Origin of the sequence: Streptomyces lateritius, assembly GCF_014649715.1 — a bacterium.
Taxonomy (GTDB): Bacteria; Actinomycetota; Actinomycetes; order Streptomycetales; family Streptomycetaceae; genus Streptomyces; species Streptomyces lateritius.
In genome coordinates, this window is sequence record NZ_BMTO01000002.1 from 200,478 (window position 1) to 221,403 (window position 20,926).

A 20,926-nucleotide genomic window follows, 5' to 3' on the forward strand; every position below is an offset into this window, starting at 1 on the left:
CGGCCGGGCTCGACAAGCACTACGGTCCAGTCCCATGACAGTGGTCACCACGCGCACGGTCGAATACCCGGCCGACGGCCTCACGATGATCGGGCACCTCGCGCTCCCCGCCGGTGCCGACCGCCGGCCCGCGGTCCTGATCGGGCCCGAGGGGCCGGGCCTGAACGACTTCCAGCGCCGCCGGGCCGACGCCCTCGCCGAACTGGGCTACGTGGCGCTGGCCTTCGACATCAACGGCGGGCGCTGGTACACCGACCCCCAGGAGATGCTGGCGCGTGTGACTCCCCTGCTCGCCGACCCCGACCGGATGCGGGGTATCGGCCACGCGGCACTCGATGTGCTGCGCGCCGAACCGCGGACCGACCCCGACCGGATCGCCGCTGTCGGCTACGGCACAGGGGGCGCGATCGCGCTGGAACTCGGCCGCGACGGCGTCGATCTGCGCGCGATCGGGACGGTCAACGCACTGACCACGGGCCGGCCGGGCGAGGCGGCACGCATCCGTTGCCCCGTGTGGGCCGGGGTCGGATCGGAGGACCCGATCATGCCTGCCGAGCAACGGGAGGCCTTCGCCGCCGAGATGCAGGGCGCAGGCGTCGACTGGCGCCTCGTCATCTACGGCGGAGCCCTGCACGCCTTCCACCACCCGCCGGTCGACCAGACCGTGCTCCCCGGCATCGGCTACCACCGGCAGCACGCGCAGCGGGCCTGGCGCGACATCGTCGGCCTCCTCGCCGAGTGCCTGCCGGTGACGGAGTGAAACTGGAGCGTCAGGTCTGCGCCATGTCCACGAAGCGCGAGTAGTGGCCCTGGAAGGCGACCGTGATCGTCGCCGTCGGGCCGTTACGGTGCTTGCCCACGATGATGTCCGCCTCGCCCGCGCGGGGCGACTCCTTCTCGTACGCGTCCTCGCGGTGCAGCAGGATCACCATGTCCGCGTCCTGCTCGATCGAGCCGGACTCACGCAGGTCGGAGACCATCGGCTTCTTGTCGGTGCGCTGCTCGGGGCCACGGTTCAGCTGGGAGAGCGCGATCACCGGCAGCTCGAGCTCCTTGGCCAGCAGCTTCAGGTTTCGCGACATGTCCGAGACTTCCTGCTGCCGGCTCTCGGCCCGCTTGGAGCCGCCGGACTGCATCAGCTGCAGATAGTCGATGACGACGAGCTTGAGGCCGGCACGCTGCTTGAGGCGGCGGCACTTGGCGCGGATCTCCATCATCGAGAGGTTGGGGGAGTCGTCGATGTACAGCGGCGCCTGTGAGACATCGGGCATGCGGCGCGCCAGCCGGGTCCAGTCCTCGTCGGTCATGGTGCCGGAACGCATGTGGTGCAGCGCCACCCGGGCCTCGGCGGAGAGCAGTCGCATCGCGATCTCGTTGCGGCCCATTTCGAGGGAGAAGATGACGCTGGGCAGGTTGTGCTTGATGGAGCAGGCCCTGGCGAAATCGAGCGCGAGCGTCGACTTACCCATGGCGGGACGGGCCGCGATGATGATCATCTGGCCCGGGTGCAGACCGTTGGTCAGCTGGTCGAGGTCGGTGAACCCCGTGGGCACACCCGTCATCTCGCCGCTGCGGGAGCCGATCGCCTCGATCTCGTCGAGCGCGCCCTCCATGATGTCGCCGAGCGGCAGGTAGTCCTCGGTGGTGCGCTGCTCGGTGACCGCGTAGATCTCGGCCTGGGCCGAATTCACGATCTCGTCGACGTCTCCGTCGGCCGCGTATCCCATCTGCGTGATCTTCGTGCCGGCCTCCACGAGACGGCGCAGCACGGCGCGCTCGTGAACGATCTCCGCGTAGTAGGAGGCGTTGGCCGCGGTCGGCACCGACTGCACGAGGGTGTGCAGATACGAGGCACCGCCGACACGGGTGATCTCGCCGCGCTTGGTGAGTTCGGCGCCGACCGTGATCGGGTCGGCCGGCTCGCCCTTGGCGTACAGGTCGAGAATGGCCGCGTAGACCGTCTCGTGGGCGGGCTTGTAGAAGTCGTGGCCCTTGATGATCTCCACGACGTCCGCAATGGCGTCCTTGGAGAGCAGCATGCCGCCCAGGACCGACTGCTCGGCGTCGAGGTCCTGCGGCGGAACCCGCTCGAAGCCGGACAGGCCGCCGTCCCAGGGGCCGCTATCGCTCCCGCGGTCGTGCTGGTCGTCACGGCCCCGGCCACGTCCCCGGCCCTCGCTGCGGGGGCGGGCGACCGGCAGCCGGTCGCTCGGTCCGCTGTCCGCCCAGGGGTCGTCCAAGGGCTCGGGAATGCTCATCAAGCCACCTCCTCCCGTCCGCTCCGGCGGACCTAGCCGTGCCACTCATTTCTTACGCCACGGCTCGGACAAACAAGAGGCTTTGACTCCGCTTCTGGCGCGTCGGGCGCCGGACCACGGTAGGCCCGCGGGCACCGTCAGCCAATCTGGTTATCCACAGGGCCTGTGGGTGAAGGACCAGATGCTGTGGAGAACCCTGCAGAACCTGTGCACGGACCGGGGGACAGTCATGTGGACAAACTCATAGCTGCCCCGCCTTCACCGCTCTGACCTGGCCTTCTTCCGTCCACGGGCTGTGGGAGAGAAAAACTTCTCCCCCCAGATCAAGATCAGAACAAACGGCGCACACCCGAAGCTCCGCACCAAGGATTCGTAAGGGCTCCAGCGGCATTGCATCTCTTACCTGTGGAAGATTAGATTTGAGCCCATGACCCAGGCACCCGCGCCCCCCAAGGCCGTCCGCCGACAGCACGACCGAGAGATCATCTCGCTCGCCGTCCCGGCCTTCGGCGCGCTCGTCGCCGAGCCGCTCTTCCTCATGGTCGACAGCGCCATTGTCGGCCATCTCGGCACCCCGCAGCTCGCAGGTCTCGCCATCGCCGCGGCCCTCCTGGCCACCGCCGTGAGCGTCTTCGTCTTCCTCGCCTACGCCACCACGGCAGCCGTCGCCCGCAGGGTGGGGGCGGGTGACCTCCAGGCCGCCATCCGGCAGGGGATGGACGGCATCTGGCTCGCCCTCCTCCTGGGCGGAGCCGTCGTCACGCTCACCCTTCCCACGGCCCCGTGGCTCGTGGACGTCTTCGGCGCGTCCGACACCGCCGCTCCGTACGCCATCACCTATCTGCGCATCTCCAGCCTCGGCATCCCCGCCATGCTCGTCGTCCTGGCGGCCACCGGCGTGCTGCGCGGCCTCCAGGACACCCGCACGCCGCTCTACGTTGCCATCGCCGGCTTCGCCGCGAACGCCGGCCTCAACGTGGGACTGGTCTACGGCGCCGGTCTCGGAATCGCCGGCTCCGCCTGGGGAACCGTGCTCGCCCAGTGCGGCATGGCGGTGGCCTACCTCGTCGTGGTCGTCCGGGGCGCCCGCCGCCACGGCGCCTCCCTGCGTCCGGACGCGGCCGGCATACGCGCCTGCGCGCAGGCGGGCGTCCCTCTGCTGGTCCGTACGCTCTCCCTGCGCGCGGTCCTGATGATCGCCACCGCCGTCGCGGCCCGGCTCGGGGACGCAGAGGTCGCCGCCCACCAGATCATCCTGTCCCTGTGGAGTCTCATGGCGTTCGCCCTGGACGCGATCGCCATCGCCGGGCAGGCCATCATCGGCCGATATCTCGGCGCCGACGACGCCGAAGGAGCCCGTCAGGTCTGCCGCCGTATGGTCCAGTGGGGCGCCGTCTCAGGCGTGGTGCTCGGCGCGCTCATCGTGCTCGCCCGCCCGCTGTTCATCCCGCTCTTCACCGGCGACACCACGGTCCAGGACACCCTGCTCCCGGCCCTGCTCGTCGTCGCGGTCACCCAGCCGATCGCCGGGGTGGTCTTCGTCCTGGACGGCGTCCTGATGGGTGCCGGGGACGGCCCCTACCTGGCTTGGGCCATGCTGCTGACGCTCGTCGCCTTCGCCCCGGTGGCCCTCCTGGTCCCCGCCCTGGGAGGAGGCCTGACCGCGCTGTGGTGGGCGATGACGCTGATGATGACGGTCCGGATGCTTACTCTCTGGCTGCGCTCGCGCTCGGGACGATGGCTCGTCACGGGAGCCACCCGATGAACGTTTCACGTGAAACGGCGGAAGGGCCGCACCCTCGAGGGGTGCGGCCCTTCCGTACTGCTGAGAGCAGCGTTACGCGGCGACGACCTCGACGCCGAGCTTCGCGGCAACCTCGGGGTGCAGACGCACGGACACCTGGTGCGAGCCCAGGGTCTTGATCGGCGAGCCGAGCTCGACGCGACGCTTGTCGACGTCGGGGCCACCCGCGGACTTGATCGCCGTGGCGATGTCGGCCGGGGTCACGGAGCCGAAGAGGCGGCCGGCGTCGCCGGAGCGAACAGCCAGACGCACCTTCACGCCCTCGAGCCGGGCCTTGATCTCGTTGGCCTGCTCGATGGTCGCGATCTCGTGGATCTTGCGGGCGCGGCGGATCTGCGCCACGTCCTTCTCGCCACCCTTGGTCCAGCGGATCGCGAAACCACGCGGGACCAGGTAGTTGCGAGCGTAACCGTCCTTGACGTCGACGACATCGCCGGCGGCACCGAGGCCAGAGACCTCGTGGGTCAGGATGATCTTCATTTTTCGGTCACCCTTCCCTTATCGCGCGGTGGACGTGTAGGGCAGCAGCGCCATCTCACGGCTGTTCTTCACGGCCGTGGCGACGTCACGCTGGTGCTGCGTGCAGTTGCCGGTCACGCGGCGGGCACGGATCTTGCCGCGGTCGGAAATGAACTTCCGCAGCATGTTCGTGTCCTTGTAGTCCACGTACGCGGTCTTGTCCTTGCAGAACGCGCAGACCTTCTTCTTAGGCTTGCGCACAGGCGGCTTCGCCATGGTGTTTCTCCTGTGTGATCAAGAAGTGGGGGTACGAGCTGCCTTCCAGGGGAGTGCCCTAGAAGGGGGGCTCGTCCGAGTAGCCGCCGCCGCTGGAGCTTCCGCCCCAGCCGCCACCGCCTCCGCCACCCTGCTGCGGCTGACCGCCGGCCGGCGCACTGGTCGCCCACGGGTCGTTGGCGGGAGCACCGCCACCACCCTGCTGGGGACCACCGGAGCTTCCGCCCCAGCTGTCGCCGCCCTGCTGGCCGCCGCCGTAGCCACCCTGGCCACCGCGACCGGTGGTCTTGGTGACCTTGGCCGTGGCGTTCTTGAGGCTGGGGCCGACTTCCTCGACGTCCAGCTCGTAGACCGTGCGCTTGACGCCCTCGCGGTCCTCGTACGACCGCTGCTTCAGGCGGCCCTGCACGACGACGCGCATGCCTCGCTGAAGCGACTCGGCGACGTTCTCCGCCGCCTGACGCCAGACCGAGCAGGTCAGGAACAGGCTCTCGCCGTCCTTCCACTCATTGGTCTGACGGTCGAAGGTGCGGGGGGTGGACGCGATACGGAACTTCGCGACCGCCGCACCGGACGGGGTGAAGCGCAGCTCGGGGTCGTCGACAAGATTGCCGACGACCGTGATGACGGTCTCGCCTGCCATTGGGTGAACCTCTCGGCGGGATTGCTTCTGGCTGCTTACTGCTACTCGAACCCGATGACCTCTGAGCTAGGTGCTCAGTGGGTCTCGGGGCGGAGGACCTTGGTCCGGAGGACCGACTCGTTCAGGTTCATCTGGCGGTCGAGCTCCTTGACGACCGCAGGCTCGGCCTGCAGGTCGATGACCGAGTAGATGCCCTCGGGCTTCTTCTTGATCTCGTAGGCGAGACGACGACGGCCCCAGGTGTCGACCTTCTCCACCTTTCCGTTGCCCTCACGGACGACGGAGAGGAAGTTCTCGATCAGCGGGGAGACAGCGCGCTCCTCGAGATCGGGGTCGAGGATGACCATCACCTCGTAGTGACGCATGTGGAACCCACCTCCTTTGGACTCAGCGGCCACGGTCGTTCCGTGGCAGGAGGGTCGTGATGCGTAGACAACGGTATCCGCCGCCACTGACAGTCCCCCTCGACGAGCGAGGAGCACGGTCGGTCCGGGACGGACCTGGGCAGACACCGGTGCAGACCGTACAGAGTACCCGCACACCGGCTTCCGGTTGAAATCCGGTGGTGGGGGGACGCAATCTGTACACAACGGATGTCGGCGGCGCCAGGATGCGCCGCCTTCCGGCAGCCACGCCAGGAGGTGCCCCATGGCACAGGCAATGCGACACGACCCCGGACATTCCCTTCTCGCGACCGACGGCAAGCCCCACCCGCTCCAGGACACGCTGGTCGGTGTGACACTCGTCCTGGGCGCCCTCGCCTTCATCACCGCGATGTTCCACGACCTGCACCTGCTCAGCTCCTGGGCGGGCCTCATCGGGATCATCACGGGCGCCTACGGCCAGTTCATCTCCGTCACGACCAGGGAACGCTTCGCTCTGATCGTCGGCCTCGGCGCCGCCGCGGTGGGCTTCTTCCTCGGCATGGCCCACGGCGGTCTCTTCGGCGGCGTGATCGGCTAGCCGCGAGCCAAGGGCCACAGGCCCATCGAGGCGCTCCTCGGTCGCAGTAGGCTTCGGCGCGAGAGCCGGAGCCCCTGAACCGATGGGGACACACCTGCCGAGGAGCGCCCCGCATGAGCCTGACCCTGAGGACCATCAGCCGAGAACAGCATCTGGCGTACATCCAGAGCCTGTCCTCGGCGAGCCACTGCCAGGTCCCGGCGTGGGCTGACGTGAAGACCGAGTGGCGCTCGGAGAACCTGGGTTGGTTCGACAAGTCCGGCGAACTGGTCGGCGCGGGCCTCGTGCTCTATCGCCAACTGCCGAAGATCAAGCGCTACCTGGCCTACCTCCCCGAGGGCCCGGTCATCAACTGGTACGCCCCCAACCTCGACGAATGGCTGCAGCCGATGCTCGCGCATCTCAAGCAGCAGGGCGCCTTCTCCGTGAAGATGGGCCCGCCCGTGGTCATCCGCCGGTGGGACTCGGCCGCCATCAAGTCCGGTATCCAGGACCCGGACGTGAAGCGCCTGAAGGACGTCGAGGCCACGCACATCGAGCCGCGCGCCTTCGAAGTCGCCGACCGTCTGCGGAAGATGGGCTGGCAGCAGGGCGAGGACGGCGGCGCCGGCTTCGGCGACGTCCAGCCCCGCTACGTCTTCCAGGTGCCGCTCGCGAACCGCTCGCTGGACGACGTCCTCAAGGGCTTCAACCAGCTGTGGCGCCGGAACATCAAGAAGGCCGAGAAGGCCGGTGTCGAGGTCGTCCAGGGCGGCTACGAGGACCTCGCCGAGTGGCAGCGCCTGTACGAGATCACGGCCGTCCGCGACCACTTCCGGCCACGTCCGCTCTCGTACTTCCAGCGCATGTGGACCGTCCTCAACAACGAGGACCCCAACCGCATGCGGCTGTACTTCGCACGCCACAACGGGGTGAACCTCTCCGCGGCCACCATGCTCGTGGTCGGCGGACACGTCTGGTACTCCTACGGAGCCTCCGACAACATCGGCCGCGAGGTCCGGCCCTCGAACGCGATGCAGTGGCGGATGCTGCGCGACGCCTACGCGATGGGCGCCACGGTCTACGACCTGCGAGGCATCTCGGACTCGCTCGACGAGACCGACCACCTCTTCGGACTGATCCAGTTCAAGGTGGGCACGGGCGGCGAGGCGGTGGAGTACGTCGGCGAGTGGGACTTCCCGCTCAACAAGCTCCTGCACAAGGCGCTGGACATCTACATGTCGCGCCGCTGACGGTCCCGCCGACGGTTGCGTAGTCTCGTACGTAATCTCGTTGGTGTCGTACATACCTTTGACACACCGCAGCCACCAGAAAGGTTCCGGGCCGGCCATGGCGCTCTCCCTCTACGTCGACACCGCTCGCTGGCGGGCGCACCAGAAGACCGTGATCGACCAGTTCCCCGGTCTCATCCCGGTCTGCAAGGGCAATGGCTACGGGTTCGGCCATGAGCGCCTGGCGGACGAGGCGGCACGGTTCGGCTCGGACATGCTCGCCGTCGGCACCACGTACGAGGCCGCGAAGATCAAGGACTGGTTCGGCGGCGATCTGCTCGTCCTCACCCCGTTCCGGCGGGGCGAGGAGCCGGTGCCGCTGCCGGACCGGGTGATCCGTTCCGTCTCCTCCGTGGACGGGGTGCACGCCCTGGTGGGCGCCCGCGTGGTCATCGAGTGCATGAGCTCGATGAAGCGCCATGGCATCCTCGAGGAGGACCTGGGCCGGCTGCACGCCGCCATCGAGGACGTACGCCTCGAGGGCTTCGCCCTGCACCTGCCCCTCGACCGCACGGACGGCACGGACGCGGTCGAGGAGGTCATCGGCTGGATGGACCGGCTGCGCGCCGCCAGGCTGCCGCTGCACACGATGTTCGTGAGCCATCTGCGCTCCGAGGAGCAGGCCCGCCTCCAGCAGCAGTTCCCGCAGACCCGGTTCCGCGCCCGCATCGGCACCCGGCTGTGGCTGGGCGACCACGAGGCGACCGAGTACCGGGGAGCCGTCCTGGACGTCACCCGCGTCGCCAAGGGCGACCGCTTCGGCTACCGCCAGCAGAAGGCCGCCTCCGATGGCTGGCTGGTGGTCGTCGCCGGCGGCACGTCGCACGGCGTGGGCCTGGAGGCTCCCAAGGCGATGCACGGCGTGATGCCGCGCGCCAAGGGCGTGGCCCGCGCCGGTCTCGCGACCGTCAACCGGAACCTCTCCCCGTTCGTCTGGGCCGGCAAGCAGCGCTGGTTCGCCGAGCCGCCGCACATGCAGGTGTCGATCCTGTTCGTCCCGGCCGATGCCCAGGAGCCGAAGGTCGGCGACGAGCTGGTGGCCCATCTGCGCCACACCACGACCCAGTTCGACCGGCTCGTCGAGCGCTGACCGGCCGGGCGCCTCGCGCCCGGCAAGGCCGGCGAGACACCTCTAAGGTCGTGTCCGGAAAATAGCGCCGTCTGCCCGCAGGACAGGGCCCCGCGGCGCCTGGTGCGTGCGATCGCAAGGCGGAGGGCCCCCTCGTACCGGGCGCACTCGGGTGATCCCGACAACGCGGCGAGCGTACGTGCCAGACGTCGCGGGCCAGGCGCGACTTCACGGACTCGGCCTAGCCCCGCGGGACGCCCCACTCCACCCGCGGGCCCTCCACGACCGCTGCGGCGTGCCGCGCGGGATGTGCGGCCGCGCCCACGACGAAGACGTCCTCCGCGCCGTCCAGGACGCCTCCTGAGGGGTCGTCCGAGCCGTCCTGGCGCACCACGTCCCGCTCGGGGGCCAGGATGTCGCGTACGACCACCGCGCACAGGTACAGCGTCCCCAGCACGTGCAGGACGACGACGAAGTGGTAGCCGTCCGTCGGCAGGCCCTGCTTGTTGCCGCTGGTGGTGAAGGCCAGGTACATCCAGATGCCCAGGAAGTACATGACCTCGCACGCCTGCCAGATGAGGAAGTCCCGCCAGCGCGGCCTGGCCAGCGCGGCGAGCGGGATCAGCCAGAGCACGTACTGCGGCGAGTACACCTTGTTGGTCAGGACGAACGCGGCCACGACGAGGAAGGCGAGCTGGACGAAACGGGGCCGGCGGGGCGCCGTCAGCGTGAGGACCGCTATCCCGGCGCAGGCCAGCAGCATCAGCAGGACGGCGAAGGTGTTCGCCGTGCCGGGCGGGATCGACACGCCGGTGCGCTGGCTGATCAGCAGCCAGACCGAGCCGAAGTCGATGTTCCGTTCCGTGCTGAAGAGGTAGAACTGCTTCCACCCCTCGGGCGCGAGCAGCATGACCGGAAGGTTCACCGCGAGCCACGCCCCGCCCGCGCCGAGCAGCGCCACAAAGTACTCCCGCCACTTCCAGGCCCGCCAGCACAGCAGCAGCAAGGGGCCCAGGAGCAGGAGCGGATAGAACTTGGCCGCGGTCGCGAGGCCGATCAGGATGCCGAAGGCGAGGAACCGGCCGCGTGACCACATCAGCACGGCGGCCGCGGTCAGCGCGACGGCGAGGAGGTCCCAGTTGACCGTGGCGGTGAGCGCGAAGGCCGGCGCCAGCGCGACGAGGAGACCGTCCCACGGCCGACGGCGGTGGGTGCGGGCCACACAGACGGCCATGACGGCGGCGCACACCATCAGCATGCCCGCGTTGATCATCCAGTACGTCTGCTCGCGGTGCATCATGTCCCCGCCGCCGGGCGTGAGCCAGGCCGCGAGCTGCATGAACAGCCCGGTCAGGACCGGGTACTCGAGAAACTCTATGTCGCCGCCGAGACGGTCGAAGTACGGGACCAGGCCCTCGGCGAACCCGCGCCCGACGAAGAGATGCGGAATGTCGGAGTAGCAGGCGTGTGTGTACTGGGAGGTGGTGCCCCGGAACCACGCCCAGTCGTAACAGGGGATCTTCTGCACCATGCCGAGCGCAAACATCCCGATGACCACCAGCGCGATCACCCGCGCCGGGGTGAGAGCGCTGCCGCCGATCAGCGCCCGGCGGCCGAACGGCCCGCCGATCAGTTCGCTGCCCGCCGCGGCGACCTCGTCCCGGTGGGTGGGGCACACCACCGGCGAGGCCTGCGGCCGGCACTGAGGCGGACTCGTCTTCTGGAGGCTCGGCATGGGGGACATCCTGCCGTACGTCCCCGGGAAACGGTGAGGGCCGCCGCGCCCGGCACGTACCTGGATGTACGTGCCGGACAAGGCGGCCCTCAGAGCCGTACCGGGCGGCGTCGCCCGGCGGACGGATCAGCCTCCGTCCAGCCAGCCGGTGGTTCCCCCGTTGGGTTTGCCACCGCTACTGCTGCTGCTGTCGTCCGTGCCGGTCGGTGTGGGTGCCGTCGGGGTACCGGTCACACCGCCGTCGGACGTCCCCCCGTTGTCGTTACCGGAGTTGGCGCCGCCGTCCTGGCCGCCGTTGCTGTTGTTGTCGCACGGCCAGTTCCACACATCGCAGGTCTTGCTCGGGTCCGGCGTCTTGCTGGGCGTCGAGGACGGGGTCTGCGACGGGGTGGCGGACGGGGTCTGGGAGGGAGTCGGCGAGGGGGTCGGCGTCGGGCTGGTGATACCGCCGCCCCAGACCTCCTCGGCGTCCAGCTCCTCCGGCTCCGGGAAGGACTCCACCTTCGTGCCCTCGAGCGCGTCGGTCATGTAGTCGTTCCAGATCCGCGAGGGGAACGACGAGCCGTGGATCTTGGGCTGGGCGCCCGTGCCGAACATGGACTCGAACTTGCGCTTCGTGTTGTTCGCGTTGTCGTCGAAGCGGTACATGTCGATCGCCGTCGAGAGCTGCGGGGTGTAGCCCACGAACCAGGCGGAGTTGTTGCCGTCGGTCGTACCGGTCTTGCCGGCCACGTCGCGACCCGGGATGGCGGCCTTCCGGCCGGTGCCCTTCGGGTTCTCGACGACGTCCCGCAGGACGTCGGTGACGTTGCTGGCGATGGCGGTGGAGAAGGCCCTCTCTCCCTTCGCCTTGTGCTCGTATTCGAGCCCCTTCTTCGACTCGACCTTCTTCACGGAGTACGGCTCGTTCCGCTCACCGTTGTTCGCGAAGGTGGCGTAGGCCCCGGCCATCCGGATCGCGCTCGGGTCAGAGATACCGAGGGAGAAAGACGGCACGTTGGCCTTCACCAAGGAGCTCTCCCGCAGGCCGGCCTTGACGGCCGTCTCACGGACCTTGTCGATGCCGATGTCCATACCGAGCTGGACGTAGGGCGAGTTCGCCGAGCGGATCATGGCTTCACGCAGGCTCATGGGGCCGTAGCTGGCGTCGTCGTCATTGACCTGCTCCCACTCCTCACCCTTCTCGTCGCGCCAGATCGTGCCGTCGTAGTTCTTGATCTTCAGCTTGTTCTTGCCGGAGTAGCGGCTCTTGTCGGGGTCGACGATCCTGCGGGTCGTCGAATCCTGGACCTTGCCCAGCCGCGGGTTCCGTACGCCGTACTCCATGGCCGCGGCCAGCACGAACGGCTTGAAGGTCGATCCGACCTGCGCACCGGTCTGGTCGGCGTTGTTGGTGAAGTGCTTGGTGGCGTCGGTGCCGCCGTAGATGGCGACGATCGCACCCGTCTTGGGGTCGACCGAGGCACCGCCGAACTGGACGTGGGTGTCCGTCTTCGGCCGCTTCTTCGGGTCGATGAACTCGGTGTAGATCTTCTTGACCGAGTTCTCCAGCGCGGTGACCTTCTTCTTGTCGAAGGTCGTGTAGATGCGGTAGCCGCCCTGGGCGAGGTCCTGCTCGCTGATGTCCGAGTTGTTGATGAAGTTGGCCTTGGCCGTGCTCACCAGATAGCCGATCTGGCCGGTCAGCTGGGCGTTCTTCTTCGGAGGCTGCACCTTGGGGAACGTCGGGTACTTCGCCCGCTCCGCCGGCGGGAGGTGCCCATCCTTGACCATCTCGTCGAGGATCCACTTCCACCGCAGGGTGGCGCGCTCCGTGTTCGCCTCGGCCGTCGCCTTCGGGTCGATCTCGGGCGAGCCGGCCGGGTCGTAGTAGGTCGCGCCCTTGAGGAGCGAGGCGAGGAAGGCGGACTCGCTGACATTGAGCTGGTCGGAGTCCTTCCCGAAGTACGTACGGGCCGCAGCCTGAATGCCGTAGGCACCGCGACCGTAGTACGCGGTGTTCAGGTAGCCCGCCATGATCTCGCGCTTCTCCAGGTCGCTGCCAACCCGTATCGAGATGAAGAGCTCCTTCACCTTTCGGGTCAGGGTCTGCGACTGATCGGCGAGCCGGTTGTTCTTCACGTACTGCTGGGTGATCGTCGAGCCACCCTGGGTCTCCCCGCCCTTGGCCATGTTCCACACGGCCCGGCCGATACCCATCGGGTCGACGCCGGAGTCGTCCCAGAAGGTCTTGTTCTCCGCCGACACCACCGCGTCCTGCATGTGCCGCGGAATCTTGTCGATACCGACGATCTGGCGGTTGACCTCACCACCGGTCGCCGCCATCTGCGTGCCGTCGGCCCAGTAGTAGACGGTGTTCTGCGCCTTGGCTGCGAGATCCTCGTTCGGGACATCCACCCAGGCGTACGCGAGCGTCGCCGCGCCCATGAGACCACCGAAGAACGCCAGGAAGAGCCCGGTGACGAGCTTCCACGACGGCATCCAGCGACGCCAGCCGTACTTGTCGTACCGCGGGTAGTCGATCAGTCTCTTCCTGCCCGGCGGACGGCCACCAGCGCGGCCGCGCTCCGGCCCGCCCTGTCCGCCGCCACCACCACGACGGCCACCCCCGGGGCCGCCGTGACCTCCCGCACCGCCGTCGGGGGCGCGCCTGCGGCCGCCTCCCCGCTGGGCGGCACGCCGGGCCTCCGCCCGACCGCCGTAGGGTCGCTCCTCTCCGTATCCGGAGGAAGGGGATCCCGTACTGACATCCCGGGCCTCGGCCGACCTGCGGCCCATGGGCTGCTGGGCGGCGCGCCTGGCCGCCGCGCGGCCGCCACTCGGCGGCTGCGACTGCGGCATCTTGCGACGGTGCTCGCTCATCGAACGACTACTCCTCGGGCAGGCGCGTACGCCTGGAAGCGGCAGTTGAGTTCCGGTCCCCCCGAAATGCGCACGGACGCGCCCCATGGAAGGCCCATCCGTACCGCAGCCGGTCACCCGCAGCACTGACGCTCCGCGGCGTCGCTCGGTTCCCGGTGGTCTGCATGCCGCACAGACTACGCACGGCCAAAACCCACCTAGGGACGAAGTTCACCCCAAATCAGGCAAGTCGATCGCTGTGAATTGACGATGTGACGCCGGTCACTGTGGTCTCGCTTGTCGCAGGAGGACGGCCGTTCTATCGTCAGGATGTATCGAGTCGATACATCAGTACGGCATAAGGGACCCCGAGGGTGAAGGAGGCGACGGATGAGCAGACGCTCCGGAATCCTTGAGTTCGCCGTCCTCGGCCTCCTCCGCGAAGCCCCGATGCACGGGTACGAGCTGCGGAAGCGGCTCAACACTTCGCTGGGGATCTTCCGGGCCTTCAGCTATGGGACCCTCTATCCCTGCCTCAAGACGCTGGTCGCGAGCGGCTGGTTGATCGAGGAGCCGGGCAGCGCCCCCGAGGACGCTCTCGCCGCTTCACTCGCAGGGCGCCGCGCCAAGATCGTCTACCGGTTGACGGCGGAAGGTAAGGAGCACTTCGAGGAGCTCCTCTCCCACACCGGCCCGGACGCCTGGGAGGACGAACACTTTGCCGCCCGCTTCGCCTTCTTCGGTCAGACCGAGCGCGAGGTGCGGATGCGGGTACTGGAAGGCCGCCGCAGTCGGCTGGAGGAGCGTCTGGAGAAGATGCGCGCCTCTCTGGCCCGTACGCGCGAGCGCCTCGACGACTACACGCTTGAGCTGCAGCGCCACGGAATGGAGTCCGTGGAGCGCGAAGTGCGCTGGCTGAACGAGCTCATCGAGAGCGAGCGGGCGGGGCGGGATCAGCGATCCGGCCCCGACGCCCCCGAGGGCGCCGCTCAGCAGGACAACGATTCTGGAGAAACGGGCGGCCTGCCCCGGCACGGGGGCAGTACCCGGCCGGATCCGTCCGACGACACCGCCAAGTGAATCCCTGCATCTCGCAGGGATTCCACGATCACACAGGGAGCAACCGGAAATGGGTTCGGTTCGCGTAGCCATCGTCGGCGTGGGCAACTGCGCCGCCTCGCTGGTGCAGGGCGTCGAGTACTACAAGGACGCCGACCCGGCGTCCAAGGTGCCCGGCCTGATGCACGTCCAGTTCGGCGACTACCACGTCGGTGACGTCGAGTTCGTCGCCGCCTTCGACGTCGATGCGAAGAAGGTCGGCCTCGACCTCTCGGACGCGATCGGCGCCAGCGAGAACAACACCATCAAGATCTGCGACGTCCCGAACAAGGGCGTCACGGTGCAGCGTGGCCACACCCTCGACGGGCTCGGCAAGTACTACCGCATGACCATCGAGGAGTCCGCCGAGGCTCCGGTCGACGTCGTCCAGGTCCTCAAGGACAAGCAGGTCGACGTGCTCGTCTGCTACCTGCCCGTGGGCTCCGAGGACGCCGCGAAGTTCTACGCGCAGTGCGCCATCGACGCCAAGGTCGCGTTCGTCAACGCTCTCCCGGTCTTCATCGCCGGCACCAAGGAGTGGGCGGACAAGTTCACCGAGGCCGGTGTCCCGATCGTCGGTGACGACATCAAGTCCCAGGTCGGCGCCACCATCACGCACCGCGTGATGGCGAAGCTGTTCGAGGACCGCGGCGTCCGTCTTGAGCGCACCATGCAGCTCAACGTCGGCGGCAACATGGACTTCAAGAACATGCTCGAGCGTGACCGCCTCGAGTCGAAGAAGATCTCGAAGACCCAGGCCGTCACCTCGCAGATCCCCGACCGCGACATGGGCGAGAAGAACGTCCACATCGGTCCGTCGGACTACGTGGCCTGGCTGGACGACCGCAAGTGGGCCTACGTCCGCCTCGAGGGTCGCGCCTTCGGTGACGTTCCGCTGAACCTCGAGTACAAGCTCGAGGTGTGGGACTCCCCGAACTCGGCCGGTGTCATCATCGACGCCCTGCGCGCCGCGAAGATCGCCAAGGACCGCGGCATCGGTGGCCCGATCCTCTCCGCGTCCTCGTACTTCATGAAGTCCCCGCCGGTGCAGTACTTCGACGACGAGGCCTACGCCAACGTCGAGAAGTTCATCAAGGGTGAGGTCGAGCGCTAAGGCGCCTGATCCGGCTCGTCGATGGAGGGTCCCCGGTCTGTCGCCCGGGGGCCCTCTTCGTATGTGAGTCTTGCTGCCATGCCTGTCGTACGTGATCTGCGCGTACTCCTGCGCCTGACGAACTTCCGCCGCCTGCTCGCCGTCCGCCTGCTCTCGCAGTGCGCCGACGGGGCCTATCAGGTGGCACTGGCCACGTACGTCGTCTTCTCCCCCGAGAAGCAGACCTCACCTGCGGCCATCGCGTCCGCCATGGCGGTGCTGCTGCTCCCGTACTCGCTCGTCGGCCCCTTCGCCGGCGTTCTCCTGGACCGCTGGCAGCGGCGCCAGGTCTTCTTCTACGGAAACCTCCTGCGGGCACTCCTTGCCTGCGGCACAGCGGCCCTGATGCTGGCCTCCGTCCCGGACTGGCTGTTCTACGTGTCGGCCCTCTCCGTCACGGCCGTCAACCGCTTCGTCCTCGCCGGCCTCTCCGCCTCCCTGCCCCGGGTCGTCGACGCCGAGCGGCTGGTCGTGGCGAACTCCCTCTCGCCGACCGCCGGCACCCTGGCCGCGACCGTGGGCGGTGGCCTCGCCTTCGGAGTACGGCTGCTCTCCGCCGACTCCGACGCCGCGGTGGTCGTGCTGGGTGCTCTCCTCTATCTCTGCTCCGCCCTTGCCTCCTTGCGGATGTCCCGGGAGCTTCTCGGCCCGGATCCCGGCATGGTGCAGCCGCGACTGAGCGCCGCACTGACCTCGACGGCTCACGGCCTCAGGGAGGGGCTGGGCCACCTGGCCGAGCGGCGGCCCGCCGCCCGCGCACTGGCCGCCATGACACTGATGCGCTTCTGCTACGGAGCCCTCACGGTGACCGTGCTGATGCTCTGCCGCTATGCGTGGAGTTCCACGGAGTCGGAAGGGCTGGCATTGCTGGGCCTAGCCGTCGGAGTCTCGGGAGCCGGCTTCTTCACGGCCGCCGTGATCTCGCCCTGGACGATCGGCAGGTTCGGCCCTCTCCGCTGGATGGCCTTGTGCGCGGGAGCGGCCGCTGTTCTGGAGGTCACCCTGACACTCTCCTTCACAGAGACCCCCCTCTTGGTCGCCGCGTTCATGCTCGGGCTCATCACCCAGGGCTCGAAGATCGCGACGGACACGGTGGTCCAGACGTCGGTGGACGACGCCTACCGGGGCCGGATCTTCTCGCTCTACGACGTGCTCTTCAACGTCGCTTTCGTCGGCGCGGCCGGGGTGGCGGCGTTGATGCTGCCACCGGACGGCCGCTCCGTCCCCCTCGTCGTGATGGTCGCCGTCCTCTACGCCTCGGTCTCGTTCGCGCTGTCCCGTTCACGAGACGAGGGGTGATGTTTCACGTGAAACGTCACCCCTCTCCGACCCCAGCCGGTCGATGTTTCACGTGAAACATCGACCGATCCGGCTCACTGCTGAGCCGCCCACCACTCCTTGAGCGCTGCGACGGCGGTCTCCTGCTCCATCGGCCCGTTCTCCAGTCGCAGCTCGAGCAGGAACTTGTACGCCTGCCCGACGGCCGGACCGGGCCGGATACCGAGGACCTCTTGGATCTGGTTGCCATCCAGGTCCGGGCGGATCGCGTCCAGCTCCTCCTGCTCCTGGAGCTGCGCGATCCGCTCCTCCAGCCCGTCATACGCCCGGGAGAGCGCACCGGCCTTCCGCTTGTTCCGCGTGGTGCAGTCCGAACGGGTCAGCTTGTGCAGCCGCGAGAGCAGCGGGCCGGCGTCGCGGACATAGCGACGCACCGCGGAGTCGGTCCACTCGCCGGTCCCGTACCCGTGGAAGCGGAGGTGCAGCTCCACCAGGCGCGAGACGTCCTTGATCATCTCGTTGGAGTACTTGAGCACCGTCATGCGCTTCTTGGTCATCTTGGCGCCGACCACCTCGTGGTGGTGGAAGGAGACCCGGCCGTCCTTCTCGAAGCGGCGGGTCCGCGGCTTGCCGATGTCGTGCAGGAGGGCGGCGAGCCGCAGCACGAGGTCCGGCCCGTCCTCCTCCAGGTCGATCGCCTGGTCCAGCACGGTCAGGGAGTGCTCGTAGACATCCTTGTGCCGGTGGTGTTCGTCGCTCTCGAGCCGCAGCGCCGGCAGCTCGGGGAGGACGTGTTCGGCCAGGCCCGTGTCGACGAGCAGACCGAGGCCCTTTCGGGGGTGGGCCGAGAGCACCAGTTTGTTGAGCTCGTCACGGATCCGTTCGGCGGAGACGATCTCCAGTCGGCCGGCCATCTCCGTCATGGCCGTGACGACCTCGGGAGCGACCTCGAAGTCGAGCTGTGCGGCGAAGCGCGCGGCACGCATCATGCGCAGGGGGTCGTCGGAGAAGGACTCCTCCGGGGTGCCGGGGGTGCGCAGAACGCGGGCGGCGAGGTCGTCGAGACCGCCATGCGGGTCGACGAACTCCTTCTCCGGGAGCGCCACGGCCATGGCGTTGACGGTGAAGTCACGCCGCACGAGGTCGTCCTCGATGGAGTCGCCGTAGGAGACCTCCGGCTTGCGCGAGGTGCGGTCGTACGCCTCGGACCGGTAAGTCGTCACCTCGATCTGGTAGCCGCTCTTCTGGCAGCCGACCGTGCCGAAGGCGATCCCGACCTCCCAGACAGCGTCGGCCCAGGGTCGGACGATCTTCAGTACGTCCTCGGGCCTGGCATCGGTCGTGAAGTCGAGATCGTTGCCGAGCCGGCCGAGCAACGCGTCCCGTACCGAGCCGCCGACCAGCGCGAGGCTGAACCCTGCCTCCTGGAAACGGACGGCGAGGTCGTCGGCGACAGGGGACACACGCAGCAGTTCACTGACCGCGCGGCGTTGCACCTGGCTCAGTGCAGTCGGGGTGTCTTCGTTGGCGTTCGGCACAACAGAAAAGGGTACGTGCCCCGGCCCCCGGCGACGTCCTCGATTTCCGGCGGGCGATCAGTCCGCCGGCATCAGCTGGAGCAGTCCCCGGCACCTGGCCACAGCGTGCCTCGTTACCATGCGTGGACACAGCAACGGGGAACCACCGACACCACTGATACGACGAGGACGGGCGAACGCGTGGCCGAGGCGGCAGACATCCAGGGGACCGTTCCCTCACCTGCCCGCCGATGGCTGCGGCGCACGGCGGCTCTGCTCGCCGGGGCACCGCTGCTCGCCGGACTCCTGCAGCTACCGGCGGCCACCGCGGCATCCGCCGAGGAGCCCACCGGATCACGAACCGTCGATGTGTCTCTCGACACGCTCGCGCCGAGCGCCCCGGTGGAGGGCGACACCCTCACCGTCTCCGGAACTCTGACCAACAAGAGCAGGCAGACCGTCACCGACGCCCGGGTGGACCTCAGGGTCGGCCCCCGCATGACCAGCCGGAGCCAGATCGAGCAGGTCTCGGGGCGTACCGGTTTCCGGCAGGGCAGCGATCCGGCGCCCCTCGGCGGCACCTACACGGTCAAGATCCCGCGACTGGCCGCCGGTCTCAGCAAGGAGTTCGTCCTCTCCCTGCCCGTCGCCAAGCTCGGGCTCGACGACCCAGGCGTCTACCAGCTGGGCGTCTCCCTGTCGGGGCAGACCACCGCGCAGCCCGGCGAGCGGGTGCTGGGGATCGAGCGGACCTTCCTGCCCTACCAGCCCGAGGCGACGGAGAAGAAGACCCAGCTCACCTACCTCTGGCCGCTGATCTCCTCCGCGCGGGTCTCCGCGCAGACCGGCACGGACGACCAGCAGACCCCCGTCTTCGAGAACGACGATTTGGCCGCGGAGATCGCACCCGGCGGGCGGCTGGACCACATGGTCACGCTCGGCAAGGAGCTCCCGGTCACGTGGGTGATCGATCCGGACCTGCTGGCCACGGTCGAGGCCATGACCAGGAGCTACCAGGTCAAGAGCGGCACGACCACCGTGCCGGGCACGAACCAGTCCGTCGCCAAGCGCTGGCTGGACTCGCTGGAGAAGGCTGTGGTGGATCGCAAGATCGTCGCCCTGCCGTTCGCCGACCCCGACATCGCCTCACTCGCGCACCGCGGCAAGGACGTGCCCGGGTCGCTGAGTCATCTCCAGCCCGCCACGGAGCTGGCCGCGACGACCGTGGAGACCATCCTTCATGTGAAGCCGTCCACCGACTTCTCCTGGCCCGTCGACGGAGCCGTGGACCCCTCGATCATGGACGTCGCGACCTCGGCCGGCGCCCACAAGGTGATCGCCCGCAGCGACAGCTTCCGTGACGACCTCCCGTACACGCCCACGGCCGCGCGGCCCATCGGGGGTGGCACCACCGCCGTCGTCAGCGATGCCTACCTGTCGACGGCGTTCGAGGGCGACCTGGCGCGCACCGGGAACTCCACCCTCGCTGTCCAGGAGTTCCTCGCCCAGTCGCTCGCGGTCACCCTGGAACAGCCCGACCAGCAGCGCAGCGTCGTCGTCGCGCCCCAGCGGATGCCGACGACAGCCCAGGCGCAGACGATGGCGAGCGCGCTGCGAGGTCTGTCGGCGCAGCGCTGGACCGAGCCCCTCGACCTGATCGCGGCGGCGGCGGTGAAGCCGGACCCGGACGCGTCCACCGCGGTGCCCGGTGTCTCCCGCTATCCGCAGGCACTGCGGCGGCAGGAGCTGCCCGTCCAGGCCTTCCGGGACATGAAGGAAACCCGCGAGGAGCTCGACGACTTCAAGGTCATCCTGACCCAGGCCGACCGCGTGGTGACTCCCTTCGGCACCGCGATCAGCCGAGAGATGTCCACCTCCTGGCGTGGTCAGGCCCCCTCCGCCTCGCTGTACCGGATCGAGGTGCTCGAATATCTTCGGGGCCTGACCGAAGAGGTCCGGCTGATCGAGAAGTCGGATCTCATGCTCTCCGGTCGCAGCGCGACCATCCCGGTCACCGTGCAGAACAAGCTGCTGCAGGGCGTGGACCACTTGGTGCTGCGGCTGACCTCCGGCAACAAGACGCGACTGAAGCTCAACGGGGGCGACGCCGTCGCCGAGTTGCCGGTCAGGATCAGTGCCGGGCACAGCCAGTCCGTGAAGTTCACCGCCTCGGCCAACGCCAACGGGCCGGTACCGATGAAAGCCCAGCTCTTCACCGAGGACGGCACGCCGTACGGGCAGCCGATGACCTTCACCGTGAAGGTCTCGGAGATCACTCCGACCGTGATGCTCGTCCTCGCCGGCGGTGTCCTGCTGCTCGTCCTCGCCGGCGCGAGGATGTACACCCAGCGCAAGCGGGCGGCCGCCCGAAACGCCGAGGCCGAGGCCGACAAGGCCGAGGGCGCCGAGGCCGAGGACGCACAGGACGACGATCCCGAGCAGCCGAGTGACCCGACACCGGACACCGGTCCCGAAAGCGGCGCCCCGTCGGGCCCGGGTGAGAAAGTGGACCGTTGAGCGATGTCGTGGCCGGTCGGCCGGGGACGATGAGGTGGGGTAAA

The 20,926-nt window shown here is 68.5% G+C and carries 17 protein-coding genes; 9 read left to right on the top strand and 8 right to left on the bottom strand.

The genetic code is table 11. The features are described from left to right. The first annotated feature begins 34 nt into the window (after positions 1-34). Complete coding sequence (locus IE136_RS04255) at positions 35-760, top strand: dienelactone hydrolase family protein (protein ID WP_189599528.1); 726 nt, start codon at positions 35-37, stop codon at positions 758-760. Positions 761-770: 10 nt separating this feature from the next. Here the strand turns inward: IE136_RS04255 and dnaB are convergent, their stop codons facing one another. After that, positions 771-2,258 (bottom strand): replicative DNA helicase, encoded by a 1,488-nt coding sequence (dnaB, locus tag IE136_RS04260; RefSeq protein WP_158988581.1) that lies wholly within the window; start codon positions 2,256-2,258, stop codon positions 771-773. Positions 2,259-2,685: 427 nt separating this feature from the next. On the opposite strand from dnaB, the gene IE136_RS04265 reads away from it, so the two are divergent. Further along, positions 2,686-4,023, top strand: a complete 1,338-nt coding sequence (locus tag IE136_RS04265) for an MATE family efflux transporter (protein ID WP_158988580.1) — start codon at positions 2,686-2,688, stop codon at positions 4,021-4,023. Positions 4,024-4,095: 72 nt separating this feature from the next. On the opposite strand, the gene rplI is transcribed toward IE136_RS04265, so the two are convergent. The 4 genes from rplI to rpsF all read right to left on the bottom strand — a co-directional run bounded on the left by rplI (position 4,096) and on the right by rpsF (position 5,805). Beyond that, complete coding sequence (gene rplI / locus IE136_RS04270; RefSeq protein WP_158988579.1) at positions 4,096-4,542, bottom strand: 50S ribosomal protein L9; 447 nt, start codon at positions 4,540-4,542, stop codon at positions 4,096-4,098. A gap of 18 nt (positions 4,543-4,560) precedes the next feature. Beyond that, positions 4,561-4,797: a 30S ribosomal protein S18 gene (gene rpsR, locus IE136_RS04275; protein WP_005315025.1), complete on the bottom strand. Its 237-nt coding sequence runs from the start codon at positions 4,795-4,797 to the stop codon at positions 4,561-4,563. Positions 4,798-4,855: 58 nt separating this feature from the next. Next, positions 4,856-5,440, bottom strand: a complete 585-nt coding sequence (locus IE136_RS04280) for a single-stranded DNA-binding protein (RefSeq protein WP_158988578.1) — start codon at positions 5,438-5,440, stop codon at positions 4,856-4,858. A 74-nt stretch (positions 5,441-5,514) separates the two neighbouring features. Beyond that, positions 5,515-5,805 (bottom strand): 30S ribosomal protein S6, encoded by a 291-nt coding sequence (rpsF, locus tag IE136_RS04285; RefSeq protein ID WP_004950685.1) that lies wholly within the window; start codon positions 5,803-5,805, stop codon positions 5,515-5,517. Positions 5,806-6,088: 283 nt separating this feature from the next. Between rpsF and IE136_RS04290 the strand changes: the two genes are divergently transcribed. The 3 genes from IE136_RS04290 (at position 6,089) to IE136_RS04300 (ending at position 8,764) form a co-directional block, all read left to right on the top strand. Next, on the top strand, positions 6,089-6,403 hold the full coding sequence (locus IE136_RS04290) for a hypothetical protein (protein ID WP_158988577.1): 315 nt from the start codon (positions 6,089-6,091) through the stop codon (positions 6,401-6,403). 113 nt (positions 6,404-6,516) lie between these two features. Next, entirely contained in the window at positions 6,517-7,635 is a 1,119-nt protein-coding gene (locus IE136_RS04295; protein ID WP_158988576.1) for a lipid II:glycine glycyltransferase FemX, read from the top strand. A gap of 97 nt (positions 7,636-7,732) precedes the next feature. Beyond that, positions 7,733-8,764 (top strand): alanine racemase, encoded by a 1,032-nt coding sequence (locus IE136_RS04300; RefSeq protein WP_158988575.1) that lies wholly within the window; start codon positions 7,733-7,735, stop codon positions 8,762-8,764. 220 nt (positions 8,765-8,984) lie between these two features. Here IE136_RS04300 and IE136_RS04305 read toward each other — a convergent pair whose 3' ends face one another. Both IE136_RS04305 and IE136_RS04310 read right to left on the bottom strand, forming a co-directional pair. Beyond that, a complete protein-coding gene (locus tag IE136_RS04305; protein WP_189599530.1) occupies positions 8,985-10,478 on the bottom strand; it encodes a glycosyltransferase family 87 protein in 1,494 nt (497 codons plus the stop codon). A 126-nt stretch (positions 10,479-10,604) separates the two neighbouring features. Further along, positions 10,605-13,340, bottom strand: coding sequence for a transglycosylase domain-containing protein (locus IE136_RS04310; RefSeq protein ID WP_189599532.1), 2,736 nt, complete (start codon positions 13,338-13,340; stop codon positions 10,605-10,607). 369 nt (positions 13,341-13,709) lie between these two features. Between IE136_RS04310 and IE136_RS04315 the strand changes: the two genes are divergently transcribed. The 3 genes from IE136_RS04315 to IE136_RS04325 all read left to right on the top strand — a co-directional run bounded on the left by IE136_RS04315 (position 13,710) and on the right by IE136_RS04325 (position 16,869). After that, entirely contained in the window at positions 13,710-14,399 is a 690-nt protein-coding gene (locus tag IE136_RS04315; protein WP_158988572.1) for a PadR family transcriptional regulator, read from the top strand. A gap of 49 nt (positions 14,400-14,448) precedes the next feature. Beyond that, positions 14,449-15,531 carry an inositol-3-phosphate synthase gene (locus tag IE136_RS04320; RefSeq protein ID WP_158988571.1) on the top strand — a complete coding sequence of 361 codons (1,083 nt, stop codon included), beginning with the start codon at positions 14,449-14,451 and terminating at the stop codon, positions 15,529-15,531. Positions 15,532-15,609: 78 nt separating this feature from the next. Beyond that, on the top strand, positions 15,610-16,869 hold the full coding sequence (locus tag IE136_RS04325; RefSeq protein WP_158988570.1) for an MFS transporter: 1,260 nt from the start codon (positions 15,610-15,612) through the stop codon (positions 16,867-16,869). 74 nt (positions 16,870-16,943) lie between these two features. Here IE136_RS04325 and IE136_RS04330 read toward each other — a convergent pair whose 3' ends face one another. Beyond that, the gene (locus IE136_RS04330; protein WP_158988569.1) at positions 16,944-18,386 is read right to left on the bottom strand and encodes a CCA tRNA nucleotidyltransferase; all 1,443 of its coding nucleotides are present in this window, start codon (positions 18,384-18,386) and stop codon (positions 16,944-16,946) included. A gap of 180 nt (positions 18,387-18,566) precedes the next feature. Between IE136_RS04330 and IE136_RS04335 the strand changes: the two genes are divergently transcribed. Continuing rightward, positions 18,567-20,882 (top strand): DUF6049 family protein, encoded by a 2,316-nt coding sequence (locus IE136_RS04335; RefSeq protein ID WP_189599534.1) that lies wholly within the window; start codon positions 18,567-18,569, stop codon positions 20,880-20,882. Positions 20,883-20,926 lie beyond the last annotated feature (44 nt).

Bases quoted from the DNA above. Each gene is read 5' to 3' on its own strand.
- IE136_RS04295 (WP_158988576.1), top strand. From the start codon at position 6,517: ATGAGCCTGACCCTGAGGACCATCAGCCGAGAACAGCATCTGGCGTAC.
- IE136_RS04280 (WP_158988578.1), bottom strand. From the start codon at position 5,440: ATGGCAGGCGAGACCGTCATCACGGTCGTCGGCAATCTTGTCGACGAC.
- IE136_RS04310 (WP_189599532.1), bottom strand. From the start codon at position 13,340: ATGAGCGAGCACCGTCGCAAGATGCCGCAGTCGCAGCCGCCGAGTGGC.
- dnaB (WP_158988581.1), bottom strand. From the start codon at position 2,258: ATGAGCATTCCCGAGCCCTTGGACGACCCCTGGGCGGACAGCGGACCG.
- IE136_RS04265 (WP_158988580.1), top strand. From the start codon at position 2,686: ATGACCCAGGCACCCGCGCCCCCCAAGGCCGTCCGCCGACAGCACGAC.
- rpsF (WP_004950685.1), bottom strand. From the start codon at position 5,805: ATGCGTCACTACGAGGTGATGGTCATCCTCGACCCCGATCTCGAGGAG.
- IE136_RS04325 (WP_158988570.1), top strand. From the start codon at position 15,610: ATGCCTGTCGTACGTGATCTGCGCGTACTCCTGCGCCTGACGAACTTC.
- rpsR (WP_005315025.1), bottom strand. From the start codon at position 4,797: ATGGCGAAGCCGCCTGTGCGCAAGCCTAAGAAGAAGGTCTGCGCGTTC.
- IE136_RS04315 (WP_158988572.1), top strand. From the start codon at position 13,710: ATGAGCAGACGCTCCGGAATCCTTGAGTTCGCCGTCCTCGGCCTCCTC.
- IE136_RS04320 (WP_158988571.1), top strand. From the start codon at position 14,449: ATGGGTTCGGTTCGCGTAGCCATCGTCGGCGTGGGCAACTGCGCCGCC.
- IE136_RS04290 (WP_158988577.1), top strand. From the start codon at position 6,089: ATGGCACAGGCAATGCGACACGACCCCGGACATTCCCTTCTCGCGACC.
- rplI (WP_158988579.1), bottom strand. From the start codon at position 4,542: ATGAAGATCATCCTGACCCACGAGGTCTCTGGCCTCGGTGCCGCCGGC.
- IE136_RS04300 (WP_158988575.1), top strand. From the start codon at position 7,733: ATGGCGCTCTCCCTCTACGTCGACACCGCTCGCTGGCGGGCGCACCAG.
- IE136_RS04255 (WP_189599528.1), top strand. From the start codon at position 35: ATGACAGTGGTCACCACGCGCACGGTCGAATACCCGGCCGACGGCCTC.
- IE136_RS04305 (WP_189599530.1), bottom strand. From the start codon at position 10,478: ATGCCGAGCCTCCAGAAGACGAGTCCGCCTCAGTGCCGGCCGCAGGCC.